This window comes from Achromobacter sp. JCM 18799 (genome assembly GCF_055395645.1).
This window is the reverse complement of sequence record NZ_AP043866.1, coordinates 1,965,121-1,980,452: the sequence shown is the minus strand read 5'-3', so window position 1 is coordinate 1,980,452 and position 15,332 is coordinate 1,965,121. Positions and strand designations below refer to the sequence as shown.

Below are 15,332 nucleotides of genomic sequence, written 5' to 3'. Positions count from 1 at the left end.
TCAGGTAATTGCGCGCCACAACATGATGGCCCAATCTTTGGCGCCCAATTCGGGGCGATTCATGAATACATCGTAGCCGCCCGCCTCGATACGCTCCAGCACGCGCAGCCCGCCTTGCACCACCAGGCGCAGCTCCAGGCCCATGCGGCCCGGCAGGCGGCGCGCCAGCGGAGCGCCGAAGTGTAGCAGTGCGCGGGCGCGTTCGACTTCGAAGGCCATCAGGTCGCGCCAGGCGGGCGTCAACCGGCAGGCGGCCAGGTCCTCGTCCGTCACGCCATGGCGGCGCAGGTCTTCCTGCGGCAGGTAGACGCGCTGCTTGTGCCAGTCCACCCGCACATCCTGCCAGAAATTCACCAGCTGCAGGCCGGTGCAGATGGCGTCGGCCTCGGTCACGTTGTGCGGATTGGTGGCTTCGAACAGATGCAGCATCAGCCTGCCCACGGGATTGGCGGAGCGGGTGCAGTAATCCGCCAGCGTGGCGTAGTCTTCGTAGCGCTTGACGCTGATGTCCTGTTCGAAGGCGGACAGCAGGTCGTAGAACGGCGTGATGGGCAACTGGTGGCGCGCGATGGTGGCCGCGAGCGGCACGAAGATGCCGGCCAGTTCGGGCGAGCCGGGCGCGGGCGTGGCGCCGGGTTCGGCGCCGATGCGGTGCAGCTCGGCGCGGAACGCGGCCAGCTGGCTCAGCCGTTGCGCGTCGGTGGCGCTGCCTTCGTCGGCGATATCGTCCGCTGCGCGGGCGAAACGGTAGATATCGGTCACGGCGCCGCGCAGCCTGCGCGGCAGCAGCAGCGAGGCGACGGGAAAGTTCTCGTAGTGATCGATGGGCATATTTGGACTTGCGGATCTGGCCCGGGGGCCTGGACCGATCCATTTTAGAGTAGTCGCATCCAGGTGGCATGGCGCGACGCCGTGCGGGACGCGGATCAGTTAGACTTAAGCGCCACAGGATCCCACACCATGCCGCGTCCCATATCCGCCACCGTCTCCGTTTCCGCGCTTGCGCACAATCTTGCGGCCGTGCGCCGCCACCTGGACCAGACGGCGGCCGCCGCTTCCGGCCTGCCGCCTTCCATCTGGGCAGTGATCAAGGCCAATGCCTATGGGCACGGCATCGAGCAGGCCGTGGCCGGCTTTTCCAAGGCGCAAGGTTTGGCGATGCTGGACCTGGACGAAGCCGTGCGCTGCCGCGAGGCGGGCTGGGGCGGCCCCATCCTGCTGCTGGAAGGCTTTTTCGAACCCTCCGACCTGGACATCGTCGACCGCTACCACCTGAGCACCACGGTGCACAGCCGGGAGCAGCTGGACATGCTGGCCCGCGCGCGCTTCTCGCGCCGCGTCGACATCATGCTCAAGCTGAACAGCGGCATGAACCGCCTGGGCTTCAGCCCCGCAGCCTACGCCGCGGCGCATGAGCGCGCCATGCTGTTGCAGCAGCAGGGCGTGCTGGGCTCGGTGGGCAAGATGACCCATTTCGCCTGCGCCGACGGCCCCCAGGGCGTGAACGAGCAACTGGCGGTGTTCAATTCGGTGACGCATAAGATGCCGGGCGCCATCAGCGTCTGCAATTCGGCTGCCACGCTGCGCTTCGCCGAGATCGCGGTCGCTTCGGAAAACCAGGCGCACTGGGTGCGCCCGGGCATTTGCCTGTACGGCGCGTCGCCGTTCGCGGACGCCGAAGCCTCTTCCTTCGGTCTGAAACCGGCCATGTCGCTGCGCTCGGAAATCATTGCCGTGCAGGATCTGAAGGCCGGCGATTCGGTCGGCTATGGCGCCATCTTCCGCGCCGAACGCTCCATGCGCATCGGCATCGTGGCCTGCGGTTATGCCGACGGCTATCCGCGCCACGCGACCACCGGCACACCGGTGGTGGTGGCCGGCATCCGCACCCAATTGGTGGGCCGTGTTTCCATGGACATGCTGATCGTCGATCTGGGGCCTGTCCCCGCCGCCGGCGTTGGCTCGCCCGTGTCGCTCTGGGGCGAGGAAGGCCCCTCCGTGGACGAGGTGGCCCTGGCCGCCGGCACCATCGGCTACGAGCTGCTGTGCGCCCTGGCGCCACGCGTTCCGGTCACCCGGGACGTCTGAAACGCGCCGGCTCCTGGCTGCCGGGCAGGCTGTCCGGCAGGCAAGAATTGCTACGCAATTTACAAGACAGGTGACGCCGGATGGTGTCTACTTGGAAGACCGGGCGCCCAAGCGCCCGTTTTTTACCAAGAAAACAGAAGCGAGGTTTCAACCCATGAAGGACAAATGCGTGCTCGTCACGGGCGCCACCAAAGGCATAGGCTGGGCGCTTACTCAGCGGCTGTCCGACATGGGATGTCATGTGGTGGGCATCGCGCGCAACACCACCGACGTGGATTTCCCGGGCTACCTCTATGCCTGTGACCTGGCGGACGCCGGCCGCACCGAAGAGGTGCTGCGCGAGATCCGCGAGAAATTCCCGGTCGATGCCGTGGTCAACAACGTGGGCATCGTCTCGCCCCAGCCGCTGGGCGAGATCGACCTGGCCACGCTGTACAACGTGCTCGACCTGAACGTGCGCGTGGCGGTGCAAGTCACCCAGGCCTTCATCGAATCCATGAAGGTGCGCCGCGCCGGGCGCATCGTCAACGTGGTCAGCCGCGCCATCCATGGCGGCCTGGAGCGCACCGCCTATTCGGCCGCCAAGAGCGCGCTGGTGGGCTGCACGCGCACCTGGGCGCTGGAACTGGCCGAATACGGCGTCACCGCCAATGCGGTGGCCCCCGGCCCGATCGAAACCGAAATGTTCCGCGCCACGCGGCCGGCCGGCAGCGACGCCGAAAAGCGCGCACTGGCCTCGGTGCCCATGAAGCGTTTGGGCACGCCCGCCGAAGTGGCGGCCGCGATCGCCTTCCTGCTGTCGGACGACGCCGGCTTCATTACCGGGCAGGTGTTGGGGGTGGACGGCGGCGGCAGCCTGGGCGGCCGTTCCTGAAGTTTCAAGCCTTGTTTTCAGCCTTTCACTGCGCTGCGGAACGCCGCGCCCAGGGCCGTCAGCGCCTCGCGCGCGCGGCCATCCCTGACCCTGGTGTGCAATAGGACTGGTAGTTGCGGCAGGGCAGGCAGTCCCAGCCTGGGGCCCGCGTCGACCGCGCCGAAAGGCAGCATGCGCGGAGACAACGCCGCAACGCCGAGTCCCGCCATCACGGCGGACGCGACCGCCATCACGCCGCCGCCCACAAAGACTTCCGCCCACGGTATGCCGGATTCGTCGAGCAGTTGTTCGGCGATGGCGCGCACGCCGCAAGGTTGCGCCATGGTGGCCAGGGGTAGCGGTTCGCCCGCCCGGTGCTGCCAGTCGGGCGCCGCGAACCAACCGAATTTTTCCTTGGTCAGGACCTGGCCGTCGTCGCGTCCCGCATGCAGGCGCACGATCACCGTATCGAGTTCGCGCCGGTCGTAGCTCTGGAGCAGATCGCCGGACGAGGCAATCCGGATCTCGATCAGCAACTGGGGATCCGCCGCGTTCATGCGTGCGATCAGCGCCGGCAGTTCCGGTCCCGCCACGTGTTCGCTGATGCCGACGGCAAGGCGCTGCCTGCCCTCGGCGGCCGCGGATAGCGCGCGGTCGTGCGCCGCCAGGAGTTCGCGCGCCTGTCCAAGAAAGGCGGCGCCCCGCGCCGAAAGCTCCACGTACCGCGGCGTGCGTTCGATCAGGCGGAAACCAAGCCGGTCCTCGAGCCGCTTGAGTTTCAGGCTGATGGCCGCTTGCGTCGTCTGCAGGATTTCGGCGGCGCGCGTGAAGCTGCCCAGCTCGGCAATGCGGACAAAAGCCCTTACGGCAGCGACGTCCAGTGGGCGTTCAATCATTTCAGATTCTTATCATTGAAATATAGAGCCATAGCTTATCAGAATGGCTAACATGGCATGGCACAACCACGGAGAACCACCATGCCGCTAGTCCATGTCTCATTGCGCGCTGGCAAGCCGCAAGCCTATCGCCAGGCCATCTTCGACAATATCTATCTGGCCATGCGCGAAACGTTCAATGTTCCCGAAGACGACCAATTCATGACCATGTCCGAGCATGAGGCGTCGAACTTCCGCTACAGCCCGACCTACATGGATGTGGCGCGCAGCGACGACCTCGTGTACATCCAGATCACGGCGAACAACACGCGCAGCCTGGAACAGAAGAAGGCGCTGTTCCAGCGGATCGCGCAGCGCTTGGGCGATGACCCAGGCCTGCGGCCCGAGGACGTGTTCGTGAACCTGGTGGAAGTGGCGAAAGAGAACTGGTCTTTCGGACACGGTCTCGCGCAATACGCTTGAGACCGGAAAGGGGGCGCTACGCGCCCAGCGCGCCGGCTTCCACCCGCAGAGCGTCCAGAAAGCGCTGCAGCGCCGGCGCTGCTTCCACCTGCGCCCGCTGCACCACGCCTACCGGCGGCAGGTTCCAGTCGGGGCGGAATCTCAGGATGGCCAGCACGCCCAGCGCGGCGTAGTGCTGCGCCACCGCGCGCGGCATGGCCGAAAGCAGGTCGCTGCTGCGCAACAGCACCTCGTTGGCCAGCAGCGATACCGATTCGGCCATGGGTGCGCGCAGCGTCAGTCCCTGTTCGGCGAAGTAGGAGTCGATGCGCTGGCGCAGCGGCGCCTGGGGCGGCGGCAGGATCCAGTCCTGCCGCGCCAGCGCGGCGGCGGTGATGCGGGTGGACTTGGCCAGCGGATGGCCGATGCGCGCCACCACGCAGATGGGTTCTTCGTACAGGACCTCGGTACGGAACACGGGTTGCGTGGCGTCCAGCATCAGGCGGCCCAGCACGCAATCGAGTTCGCCGCGCGCCAGGCCGGCCAGCAGCGCGTCGTGCGCGCCTTCCTGCAGCATGACGGTGACGCCGGCATGGTCGGCACGCAGGCGCTGCAAGGCGCGCGGCACCAGCACGGGCAGGGCCACCTGCTGCACGCCAACGCGGATGCGGCCGCTGGCGCCGGCCGCCAGCGCCGCGATCTCGTTGCGCGCGCCGGACAGGTCGGACCAGAGCACATCGGCCTTGCGCGCCAGCGCATGGCCAAATCCCGTGGGCACGATGCCGCGGCGCGTGCGCTGGAACAGCGGCACGCCGAACATGTCTTCCAGTTCCAGCAGCTGCTTGCTGGCCGCGGGCTGCGTCATGCCGAGCTCGGCCGCGGCCTTGTGCACGCTGCCCAGCGCGTATAGCGCGCGCAGCAGGTCCAGGTGGCGCATGCGCAGGCGCCCGCCGATGTGGTGCAGCTCTGGAATGCGGGGCGTGGCTGGCATTTTGTGGAATTCCTGTTGGTTATCACAGCATTCTAATAATTGATTAGATTGTATGCACCCCATACCTATACTGGATCGCAGTTCAACGACCTGTGCAAAAGGGGAAAACATGAAGATCACGATGCTGGGAACCGGAGCCGCGCTGCCCGATCCCGACCGGGGCCAGTCTGCCATCCTGCTGACCCTGGATGACGATACCCATTACCTGTTTGACTGCGGCGAGGGCGCCACGCGGCAGATGGTGCGGGCCAACGTGGATCCTGCGAAGGTGGGCTTCGTGTTCCTGACGCACCTGCACCATGACCACATCTGCGACTATCCCTATTTCGTCATTTCCAGCTGGATGCTGAACAAGACCGGCGCGCCGCTGGTGCTGGGGCCGAAGGGCACGCGCCATTTCGTCGACCATCTGTTCGAGAACGGCGCCTACCACACCGACTACCAGGCGCGCAGCGCCTATCCGGTGCGCCAGGCCAATCTGGAAGCCATGCGCCCCGAGGTGCGGGAAGTCAGCCCTGGCCCGGTGTTCGACGACGGCAGGGTGCGCATTTCGGTCGACTGGGTGGAGCACATTCCGCGCGACGTCTGCGAATGCTTCGGCGTGCGGGTGGAGGCCGAAGGCAAGGTCATCGCGTTCAGCGGCGACACGGCGCCCTGTGAAGCCATGGTGCGCCTGGCGCAGGACGCAGACCTGCTGATTCATGAGTGCACCTTTCCCGAATCGTTCATCGCGCATCGCGCCAAGACAGGGGTGGGCACCTATGCGCACACCAGCCCCACGGACCTGGGCATCATCGCCAGCCGTGCCGGCGTCAAGAGCCTGGTGGCGACGCACTTCGGCCATTTCGATTCGACCAGCCCGGTGATCAAGCGCGCCGCGGCCAAGCATCTGCCGGTGGAACTGATGGGACCGCACCTGATGGACGAGATCGTGGCCGACATCCGCAAGAACTACTCGGGCCCGCTGCGGCTGGCGCACGACCTGATGCGCATCGACCTGTAGCATCCGCGGGGAATACCTGCCGGCCGCCGGGCCGGCGCGTGCGCGGGCGTGGCCCGCCAGCCAGGGAGAACACCATGACGTACCGGACTTGCGCCGTATCCGTTTTGCTTGCCTTGGGCCTGGCGGCATCGCCGCTGGCCGCCCGGGCGCAGTATCCCGATCACCCCATCCGTATCGTCCTGCCGTACGCGCCGGGCGCGGCGGGCGACGTGGCCATGCGCCAGATCCAGCCCCTGCTGGAAAAGCGCCTGGGCCAGCCTCTCATCGTCGATTACAAGACTGGCGCCGGCGGCAACATCGGCGCGCTGGAGGTGGCGCGCGCCAAGCCCGACGGCTACACGCTGGTGCTGGGCGCCACCAACAACTTCGTCATCAATCAGTTCCTGTACCGCAAGCTGGGCTTCGATCCGCTGGCCGACCTGGAGCCGGTGGGCAAGTTGGCGGACGTGCCGGCCTTCGTCTACGTCAGCGCGCTGGTGCCGGCGCAGGACTACGCGCAGTTTGCGCAGTATGCGCGCGCGCAGGCCGGCAAGCTGAACTACGGATCGCCGGGCATGGGCACCACGCCGCATCTTTCCGGCTACCGCCTGTCGCATGCCATGGGCGCGGGCATGACGCACATTGCCTACCGCGGTTCCTCGCCGGGAGTGCAGGCCTTGCTGGCCAACGAGATCCAGATGTACATCGGCGGCTACAGCATTGCCGCGGCCTACGTGCCGCAGGGCAAGGTGCGGGCCCTGGCGGTGGCGGCATCCGAGCGCTTCGCCGGCCTGCCCGACGTGCCTACCGCGGGCGAGGCTGGCATGCCGGACGTGGTGCAGGGCAACTGGTGGGGCTTTGCCGCGCCCAAGGGCACGCCGCCGGAGCGGGTGGCGCGCTTTGCCGGCGTCCTGCATGAGGTGCTGGCCTTGCCGGAGGTCCGCCAGGCCTTCCTGGCGGGGGGCTTCGTGCCGGGGCAGGACACGCCTGCGTCGTTCGCCTCCGAGTGGCGCAGCGAAGCGCCGCAATGGCAGGCGGTGGTGCGCGAATCCGGCGTGGTGCTGGAGAACTGAGGAGCTGGACATGGAGTACACGCGCCGCGGTTCAGGCCGCCCGCTGTTCCTGCTGCATGGCTTTTGTTCATCGTCCGCGATCTGGTACGGCCTGGCGGGTGTGCTGGCCGATGAGCATGACGTGATCGCCGTGGATTGGCCGGGCTTCGGGCGCGGCGCGCAAGCGGCTCCCTTGCAGGGATTGCCGGCCTATGCGGACGCGCTCGTCGCGCTGGCGGACGAGCTGGGTATAGGCAGCTTCGACGTGTTGGGCCATTCTTTCAGCGGCTTCGTCGCGCAGCAGTTGCTGTGCGCGGTTCCGGGGCGCGTGGGCCGTGCCGTGCTGTATGGCGCGGGCTTGAGGGTCGATGCCGCCGCGCGCTTCGAGCCCATGGACCAGACCTTGGCGCGCCTGCGCGCGGACGGCCCACGGGCCACGGCAAGGCGCGTGCTGGGCGCCTGGTTCCAGCGGGGGGAGCAGGCGCCGGCCTACGCGGCCTGCCTGCAAGACGGCATGTCCATGAGCGCGGCCGGCGCGGCGTCGATGATTGCGGCGGTTGCGGGCGTGGACTACACGCAGGCGCTGGCGGCGGTGCGCGCGCCGGTGCTGGTCATATCGGGCGAACACGAACGCAGCCATCCGCTGCCATCGGCGCTGGCCTTGCGCGCGGCCTTGACGCACGGCAGCCTGTGCGTGCTGCCGGACTGCGGGCATGCCGCGCACCTGGAGCGCCCGCGATTGTTCAACACCGCCGTGCGTGAGTTTCTGGCGGGCCGGGACGGCGCGTCCCGGCCTGCGGGTCAGTAGGGACCCTTGGCCGCCACGGGCGCGGCCGCGCTCTTGAATTGGCCCGCCAGCTGTTCGGCCGCGCGCGCCAGCAAGGTGGCGTCCACGCCCACCGCCACGAAGGTGGCGCCCAGCGACAGATAGTGCTTGGCGCGGTCCACGCCGCTGTGCAGGATGCCGGCCGCCTTGCCGCTGCGCACGATGCGCAGGATCGCGTCGTCGATCGCCTTGACCACTTCCGGATGCTCCGGCTGGCCCAGGTAGCCCATGCTGGCCGACAGGTCGGCCGGGCCGATGAAGGCGCCGTCGACGCCGTCCACCGCGAGAATCTCTTCCAGCGCGTCCACGCCGCGCGGGGTTTCGATCTGCACCAGCACGCACATCTCGTCGTTGGCGCGGCGCAGGTAGTCAGGGATGCGGTTCCAGCGCGACGAGCGGGCCAGCGCGCTGCCCACGCCGCGCACGCCTTGCGGCGGATAGCGTACCGCGGCCACGGCGGCGGCAGCCTCTTCGGCGGATTGCACCATGGGTACCAGCAGCGTCTGCGCGCCGGTGTCCAGGATCTGCTTGATCTGCACCGCGTCGTTCCAGGCCGGCCGTACCACCGGGGCGACCGGATAGGCGGCCATCGATTGCAGCTGCTGCAGCGTGGTCTGCAAGGTGTTGGGCGCGTGTTCGCCGTCGATCAGCAGCCAGTCGAAACCGGCGCCAGCGATGATCTCGGTGGAGTAGGCGCTGGCCAGGCCCGCCCACAGGCCGATCTGGGGTTTGCCGCTGCGCAGGGCCTGCTTGAAGGTGTTGGTCAATATGTCCATGGATGGTGGCGTGGTCAGATGAAGTGGCAGTTGACGGAACCCAGCACGCCGTAATCGACGTTGAAGGTATCGCCAGGGCGGGCCAGCACCGGCCGGGTGAAGGAGCCCGACAGGATGATCTCTCCCGCTTCCAGCGCCACGTCGTGGGCGGCCAGCTTGTTCGCCAGCCATACTACGCCATTGGCCGGATGGTTCAAGACGCCCGCGGCCACGCCGGTTTCTTCGATGACGGCGTTGCGCGACAGGATGGCGCCGATCCAGCGCAGGTCCAGCTCGCCGATCTTCACCGGGCGTCCGCCCATCACCACGCCGGCATTGGCGGCGTTGTCGGCGATGGTGTCGAACACCTTGCGCGGGCGCTTGCTGTCGGGGTCGATGCTGTGCGAGCGCGCGTCGATGATCTCCAGCGCCGGGATCACGTAGTCGACCGCGTCATAGACCTGGAACAGCGTGACGTTGGGGCCTTGCAGGCGTTTGCCCAGCACGAAGGCCAGTTCGACTTCCAGCCGCGGCAGGATGAAGCGGCCCGCGGGTATGTCCGCGCCGTCATTGAAGAACATGTCGTCCAGCAGCATGCCGAAGTCGGGCTCGTCGATCTGCGAGGCCTGCTGCATGGCGCGTGAAGTCAGGCCGATCTTGTGGCCGCGCTTGATGCGGCCTTCGGCCAGCTTGATGTCCATCCAGGCGCGCTGGATGGCATAGGCGTCGGCAATGGTGATGTCGGGGTACTCGAGCGAAATCTGGCGGATCTGCTGGCGGGTGCGTTCGGCTTCGTGCAGGCGCGCGGCGATGGCGCGCACGGTATCTTTATCTAGCATCGGAGTTCCAGGTGTAATTGGGTTGGAGTGGAATCAATGGGGGAAGGGGACGAGCGTGTTGACCAGCCGTCCCACGCCTTCGATCTCGGTCACGACTTCGTCGCCGGGCTGCACGTTGACGATGCCGTCGGGCGTGCCGGTCAGGATCAGGTCGCCGGGCGAGAGCGTCATGAAGCTGCTGAAGTACTCGATCAGCGCGGGTACGTCGAACACCATGTCGCGGGTATTGCCGCGCTGCGTCTCCACGCCGTTGACGGTGGTGCGCAGGTTCAGGTTCATGGGGTCGGGCACGTCGTCGCGGTCCACCAGCCAGGGGCCGAGCGGCGTGCAGGTGTCGCGGCTCTTGACGCGCAGATTGGGGCGATACCAGTTTTCCAGGTAGTCGCGCAGCGCATAGTCGTTGGCCACGGTGTAGCCGGCCACGCAGTCATAGGCCTGGGCGCGGCGGACCTTGCTGGCGGTCTTGCCTATCACCACCGCCAGCTCGCATTCGTAATGCATGAAGGCGACGTCGGCGGGGCGGAAAGTCTGGGCGCGGTGGCCCACGAAGGTGTTGGCAGCCTTGAGAAAGCCCAGCGGCTCGTCCGGCGCCTTGAACGCCAGTTCCTTGGCGTGGTCGGCGTAGTTGATGGCCAGCGTGAAGGTGGTGCGCGGCTCGAAGGGCGGCAGCCATTGCACCGCGTCTTCGGCATACACGCGTCCGTCGGCCAGGCGGACCTGGCCGGGGCCGGCTTCGGTGGCGGCATGGATGACGCCGTCCAGGGAGATGCGGGCATGTTTCATGGCGGGCTCCTGTGCTTATCGGGCGGCGGCCAGCGCATTGCCCAGCGTGCCGACCCGGGAAATGCTGATGTCGTAACGCTGCCCGGCGCGTGCGCGCGGCGCGCCGTGGGGCGTGCCGGCCAGCAGGATGTCGCCTGCTTCCAGCGTCATGAACTGGGTCACGTCGGCGATCAGCCGCGCCACGGGACGGATCAGGTCGGCGGTGCTGGCGCGCTGCGCCACCTGGCCGTCGATGCGTACTTCGATGTCCAGCGCGTCCGGGTCGCAGACCGCCGCCACGGGGGCGAGATCCTGGCCGATGGGACAGAAGCCGTCGCGGCATTTCTGCTTGAGCGCGGGGCGGAAGTAGCTGGCGTGCGGCACGGACAGGTCCGCCACCACGCGGTACCCCGCCACATAATCCAGCGCCTCGGCTTCGCTCACGCGGGTCGCGCGGCGGGCGAACACCACGCCCAGGCAGGCGCCCACTTCGACCTCGTCCACGTCGGCGGGCAGGACGATGACGTCGCCGTTGCGGGCGTAGGTATTGGCCGGCTTGATGTAGAGCACGGGCGCATTCGGCGCGGCTTTGTAAGGGGGCGCGTCCACGGCGTCGCCCAGCGCGGCCAGCGCCTGGCGCGTATTCAGCGCCGCGCCCACCACGGTCCGCGGCCACGGCGCCGCGGCCGCGGCCGCGCGCGCGGCCAGGTGCTCGCGGTAGTTGTTGAGCTTGTAGTTCAGCACCGGGTCGGCTTCCTCGATCTGCATCGAGATGCCGAGCGGGCGCACCGCCATCTGCGGCGCGAGTGCGGCGGTCAGCGCCTGGAACACCCGTTCGCCCAGGGCGGTTTTTTGTTCGGCATTGCGGCCGTGGCCGATGCGCAGCACCACGTGGACGAAGGCATTGTCGGGATGGCCGTCGACGATCAGGCAATCATCCACGCGCAGCGCGCGGGTGCGCGCGCCGGCCAGCGGGAACAGGCTGCCGTCGCCCACGGCGGCATCCTGCACGGTCCGCATCAGCGCCTGCGTATCCAGGGCCAGATTGCCTGAGTATTCGATCCAGATATGGGGCATGGCCTTGCTCCGCATGATGTAATTATCATGTTAACTAGTTTAATGAAAAACCGCGGTGACAACAATCGGCCAGAGGGCTGTCGGGATCCGTTCCGCCTGGGGGTTTCCCGACGTTGACAGCCCGGTCAGGCAAGCATAACGTTAACCTGTTAATTAAATTGGCGCCGCACCATCAGGCGCAGACGGGACGAGGAGCCGCGCGTGAGCATCAAGCACTGGATCAATGGCAAGCAGGTCGACAGCAGCGACCGCTTCATCACCAGCAACCCCGCCACGGGCGAGGCCATCGCCGAGGTCGCCGCGGGCGGGCAGGCCGAAGTCGACGCGGCAGTTGCGGCCGCGGCCGAGGCCTTTCCCAAATGGGCCAACACGCCCGCCAAGGAACGCGCCCGCCTGATGCGCCGGCTGGGCGAACTGATAGACCAGAACGTGCCTCAGCTGGCCGAACTGGAAACCCGCGACACCGGGCTGCCGATCTCGCAGACCCGCAAGCAGCTGATCCCGCGCGCCTCGGAAAACTTCAATTTCTTCGCCGAGGTCTGCACGCGCATGAACGGCCACACCTACCCGGTGGACGACCAGATGCTGAACTACACGCTGTACCAGCCGGTGGGCGTGTGCGCGCTGGTGTCGCCCTGGAACGTGCCGTTCATGACCGCCACCTGGAAGACCGCGCCGTGCCTGGCGCTGGGCAACACCGCGGTGCTGAAGATGTCCGAGCTTTCGCCGCTGACGGCGGACCAGCTGGGCATGCTGGCGCTGGAAGCCGGCATTCCAGCCGGCGTGCTGAACGTGGTGCAGGGCTATGGCGCCACCGCCGGCGACGCGCTGGTGCGCCACCCCGGCGTGCGCGCGATTTCCTTCACGGGCGGTACCGTGACGGGCAAGAAGATCCTGGCCAGCGCCGGCGGCGTCAAGAAATACTCGATGGAACTGGGCGGCAAGTCGCCGGTGCTGATCTTCGACGACGCGGACGTGGAGCGCGCGCTGGACGCGGCGTTGTTCACCATTTTTTCGCTCAATGGCGAACGCTGCACCGCGGGTTCGCGCATCTTCATCCAGCAATCCATCTACGACGATTTCGTGCGCAGGTTTGCCGAACGCACGCAGCGCCTGGCCGTGGGCGACCCCACCGATGACCATACCCATGTGGGCGCGATGATCACGCGCCAGCACTGGGAAAAGGTCACGGGCTATATCCGCCTGGCCGAGCAGGAAGGCGCGCGCATACTCGCGGGCGGCGCGGACCGGCCCGCAGGCTTGCCGGCCCATCTGGCGGGCGGCAATTTCGTCAGCCCCACGGTGCTGGCCGACGTCGACAACCGCATGCGCTGCGCGCAGGAAGAGATCTTCGGACCGGTCGCCTGCCTGCTGCCGTTCAAGGACGAGGCCGAGGGCCTGGCGCTGGCCAACGACGTGAAGTATGGCCTGGCCTCCTACATCTGGACCCGCGACATCGGCCGGGCGCACCGCCTGGCCCGCGGCATCGAAGCCGGCATGGTGTTCATCAACAGCCAGAACGTGCGCGACCTGCGCCAGCCCTTCGGCGGCACCAAGGAATCGGGCACGGGACGCGAAGGCGGCGAATACAGTTACGAGGTCTTTGCCGAGATCAAGAACGTGTGCGTGTCCATGGGCAGCCACCACATCCCCAGATGGGGCGTTTGAATCCGGCCCGGACCACAAGAACGAGGAGACTAGCACCATGGGCAAGCTCGCGCTGGCGGCCAAGGTAACGCATGTGCCGTCCATGTATCTTTCGGAACTGCCTGGCAAGCACCAGGGCTGCAGGGAGGCCGCGATCCAGGGACACCGCATCATCGGCCAGCGGTGCCGCGACCTGGACGTGGACAGCATCGTGGTGCTGGACGTGCACTGGCTGGTCAATGGCGGCTATCACGTGAACTGCAACAGCGGCTTCAAGGGCCGCTACACCAGCAACGAGCTGCCGCATTTCATCAAGGACATGGACTACGCCTACCGCGGCAATCCGCAACTGGGACGGCGCATTGCCGAATGCGCCAATGCCGCGGGCGTGGGCACGCGTTCGCATGAAATCGACAGCCTGGAACTGGAGTACGGCACCTTGGTGCCGATGCGCTACATGAATGGCGACGGGCGCTTCAACGTGGTGTCGGTGGCCGCCTGGTGCGCCTGGCACTCGCTGGACGAGAGCCGCCGCTTCGGCGCGGCGCTGCGCCAGGCCATCGAGGCCAGCGACAGCCGCGTGGCGGTGCTGGCCAGCGGTTCGCTGTCGCACCGCTTCAACGACAACGGCAGCCCCGAGGCCGCCATGCACCAGATCAGCCGCGAGTTTTTCCGGCAGGTGGACTTGCGCGTGGTGGAGTTGTGGCGCCAAGGCGACTGGAAGACCTTCTGCGCCATGCTGCCCGAATACGCCGACCTGTGCGTGGGCGAGGGCGGCATGCACGATACCGCGATGCTGCTGGGCCTCTTGGGCTGGGACGGCTATGACCAGCCGGTGGAGATCGTGACCGACTACTTCGCCAGTTCCGGCACGGGACAGATCAACGCGATCTTCCCGGTGCCGGCCTGATCATTCGTCTTCGGAGGCGCGCGCGTCGGCGGGCTCGCGCTTGATCAGGTCGACCATGGTGTCGACGTCGCGATACAGGCGGTCGAGCAATTCCTTGCCGATCCGGGCCTCGATTTCCTGGTACTTCGCGTCCACTTGCGGACGCATGCGGTCGATCAGCTTGTTGCTCTTGGGCGTCAGCGAAATTTCCTGGCGCCGCTGATCGGCGCTGGAGCGCGTGCGTTTGATCAGGCCCTGTTCCTGCATGCCCGCCAGCATGCGCGTGAGGCTGGGGCTGAGGATCTGGCAGGTGCGGGCGATCTGGTTGGGTTCCATGGAGCCCACTTCGCTCAGCGTGCGCAGCACCCGCCATTGTTGTTCGGTGACGCCCGCCGCGTGCAGGATGGGGCGGAAGTGCGCCATCAGCGTTTCACGCGCGTAGAGCAGCAGATGGGGGAGATTGCGGTGGTGGAAGCTCGGACTCATGGCGGCTATGTTAGCAAGAAGCCGAGCCGCGCCGCAGCGAAATCGGACGCGCACGCCCATCGGTCCGCGCCGGGCGCGGCGCCGATGGGAGGCGGCGGTCAGGCGGGATTCTGCTGGGCCAGTTCCTGCAGGTCGTCGGGCAGGGTCAGGTCGGGCGCGGCCTGCTGCAATTCGCGCAGCGCCTGCACGGCCTCTTCCTGCTGTTCCTCGCGCACCAGCGCCCGGATGTGGGTCACGCGGGCTTCGATGTCCTGGTCGCTGAGGGCGGGCGTTTCCGGTGCGGCGGGTTCGGCGGCCGGCTGTTCCGCAGGCGCGGCTTCCTGGACGGGGGCGGCTTCCTGGGCAGGAGCGGCTTGCGGCGCCGCTTCCTGCGGCGGCGCGGCCACGCGTTCGGTGACGGGCGCGGCCTGTTCGGCGGGCGCTTGCGCCGGCGTGGACAGCAGCGCGGGCGCGCGTTCCGAGCTTGTCCCTATTTCGTGGGGGGCGATGACAGGCGTGTTCTGCTCGGCAAAGTCCTGGGCTTCGCGCATCTCGGTCCAGGCGAACAGGCCGAAGACCATGGCCGCGCAAGCAGCAGCGCCCCAGGCGGGGTGCCAGCTATGGCCGGGATGCCAACGGCGGCGCACCGCCGCGTCCAATTCGGGATTGGCGCCGGGACCGTGCCTGCGATACAAGGCGCGCAGATCCCGTTCATCGTCTTCGTCGAAAGGGGGGCGGTAGGTAATGCTCATGCGCGTACTCCTCGCGG

General features: G+C 67.4%; 17 protein-coding genes. 8 read left to right on the top strand and 9 right to left on the bottom strand.

What is annotated here, in order from left to right:
• Positions 1-831 (bottom strand): squalene synthase HpnC, encoded by an 831-nt coding sequence (gene hpnC / locus ACZ5YA_RS09385; protein WP_059379918.1) that lies wholly within the window; start codon positions 829-831, stop codon positions 1-3.
• Positions 832-960: 129 nt separating this feature from the next.
• Between hpnC and alr the strand changes: the two genes are divergently transcribed.
• Together alr and ACZ5YA_RS09375 are read left to right on the top strand one after the other, a co-directional pair.
• The gene (alr, locus tag ACZ5YA_RS09380; protein ID WP_118934915.1) at positions 961-2,088 is read left to right on the top strand and encodes an alanine racemase; all 1,128 of its coding nucleotides are present in this window, start codon (positions 961-963) and stop codon (positions 2,086-2,088) included.
• 154 nt (positions 2,089-2,242) lie between these two features.
• Positions 2,243-2,962 carry an SDR family oxidoreductase gene (locus ACZ5YA_RS09375; RefSeq protein ID WP_042794220.1) on the top strand — a complete coding sequence of 240 codons (720 nt, stop codon included), beginning with the start codon at positions 2,243-2,245 and terminating at the stop codon, positions 2,960-2,962.
• Between the two features lie 17 nt (positions 2,963-2,979).
• Here ACZ5YA_RS09375 and ACZ5YA_RS09370 read toward each other — a convergent pair whose 3' ends face one another.
• Positions 2,980-3,837, bottom strand: a complete 858-nt coding sequence (locus tag ACZ5YA_RS09370; protein ID WP_306636787.1) for a LysR substrate-binding domain-containing protein — start codon at positions 3,835-3,837, stop codon at positions 2,980-2,982.
• 81 nt (positions 3,838-3,918) lie between these two features.
• On the opposite strand from ACZ5YA_RS09370, the gene ACZ5YA_RS09365 reads away from it, so the two are divergent.
• Entirely contained in the window at positions 3,919-4,299 is a 381-nt protein-coding gene (locus ACZ5YA_RS09365) for a tautomerase family protein (RefSeq protein WP_059379914.1), read from the top strand.
• A 16-nt stretch (positions 4,300-4,315) separates the two neighbouring features.
• Here the strand turns inward: ACZ5YA_RS09365 and ACZ5YA_RS09360 are convergent, their stop codons facing one another.
• Positions 4,316-5,269 (bottom strand): LysR substrate-binding domain-containing protein, encoded by a 954-nt coding sequence (locus tag ACZ5YA_RS09360; RefSeq protein ID WP_176088235.1) that lies wholly within the window; start codon positions 5,267-5,269, stop codon positions 4,316-4,318.
• A gap of 109 nt (positions 5,270-5,378) precedes the next feature.
• Here ACZ5YA_RS09360 and ACZ5YA_RS09355 point away from each other — a divergent pair, with 109 nt between their 5' ends.
• From ACZ5YA_RS09355 to ACZ5YA_RS09345, 3 genes are all read left to right on the top strand, one after another.
• A complete protein-coding gene (locus tag ACZ5YA_RS09355) occupies positions 5,379-6,272 on the top strand; it encodes an MBL fold metallo-hydrolase (RefSeq protein ID WP_013394808.1) in 894 nt (297 codons plus the stop codon).
• Positions 6,273-6,346: 74 nt separating this feature from the next.
• Positions 6,347-7,324: a Bug family tripartite tricarboxylate transporter substrate binding protein gene (locus ACZ5YA_RS09350; RefSeq protein ID WP_464092405.1), complete on the top strand. Its 978-nt coding sequence runs from the start codon at positions 6,347-6,349 to the stop codon at positions 7,322-7,324.
• A gap of 10 nt (positions 7,325-7,334) precedes the next feature.
• A complete protein-coding gene (locus ACZ5YA_RS09345) occupies positions 7,335-8,111 on the top strand; it encodes an alpha/beta fold hydrolase (RefSeq protein WP_464092404.1) in 777 nt (258 codons plus the stop codon).
• Here ACZ5YA_RS09345 and hpaI read toward each other — a convergent pair.
• Genes hpaI through ACZ5YA_RS09325 form a run of 4 tightly spaced genes read right to left on the bottom strand, consistent with a single transcriptional unit; the run spans position 8,105 to position 11,562 of the window.
• A complete protein-coding gene (hpaI, locus tag ACZ5YA_RS09340) occupies positions 8,105-8,905 on the bottom strand; it encodes a 4-hydroxy-2-oxoheptanedioate aldolase (protein WP_059379910.1) in 801 nt (266 codons plus the stop codon). The genes ACZ5YA_RS09345 and hpaI overlap by 7 nt on opposite strands.
• Positions 8,906-8,919: 14 nt before the next feature.
• Positions 8,920-9,723, bottom strand: a complete 804-nt coding sequence (gene hpaH / locus ACZ5YA_RS09335; protein ID WP_059379909.1) for a 2-oxo-hept-4-ene-1,7-dioate hydratase — start codon at positions 9,721-9,723, stop codon at positions 8,920-8,922.
• Positions 9,724-9,756: 33 nt separating this feature from the next.
• Positions 9,757-10,506 (bottom strand): fumarylacetoacetate hydrolase family protein, encoded by a 750-nt coding sequence (locus tag ACZ5YA_RS09330; protein ID WP_118934905.1) that lies wholly within the window; start codon positions 10,504-10,506, stop codon positions 9,757-9,759.
• A 15-nt stretch (positions 10,507-10,521) separates the two neighbouring features.
• Positions 10,522-11,562, bottom strand: coding sequence for a fumarylacetoacetate hydrolase family protein (locus ACZ5YA_RS09325; protein ID WP_464092403.1), 1,041 nt, complete (start codon positions 11,560-11,562; stop codon positions 10,522-10,524).
• A gap of 201 nt (positions 11,563-11,763) precedes the next feature.
• Here ACZ5YA_RS09325 and hpaE point away from each other — a divergent pair, with 201 nt between their 5' ends.
• A complete protein-coding gene (gene hpaE / locus ACZ5YA_RS09320; RefSeq protein ID WP_118932811.1) occupies positions 11,764-13,230 on the top strand; it encodes a 5-carboxymethyl-2-hydroxymuconate semialdehyde dehydrogenase in 1,467 nt (488 codons plus the stop codon).
• A gap of 37 nt (positions 13,231-13,267) precedes the next feature.
• Positions 13,268-14,119 carry a 3,4-dihydroxyphenylacetate 2,3-dioxygenase gene (hpaD, locus tag ACZ5YA_RS09315; RefSeq protein ID WP_464092402.1) on the top strand — a complete coding sequence of 284 codons (852 nt, stop codon included), beginning with the start codon at positions 13,268-13,270 and terminating at the stop codon, positions 14,117-14,119.
• Here the strand turns inward: hpaD and hpaR are convergent, their stop codons facing one another.
• Together hpaR and ACZ5YA_RS09305 are read right to left on the bottom strand one after the other, a co-directional pair.
• On the bottom strand, positions 14,120-14,584 hold the full coding sequence (gene hpaR / locus ACZ5YA_RS09310) for a homoprotocatechuate degradation operon regulator HpaR (RefSeq protein ID WP_118932812.1): 465 nt from the start codon (positions 14,582-14,584) through the stop codon (positions 14,120-14,122).
• Positions 14,585-14,682: 98 nt separating this feature from the next.
• Entirely contained in the window at positions 14,683-15,315 is a 633-nt protein-coding gene (locus ACZ5YA_RS09305; protein ID WP_059379904.1) for a hypothetical protein, read from the bottom strand.
• Between the last annotated feature and the right edge of the window lie 17 nt (positions 15,316-15,332).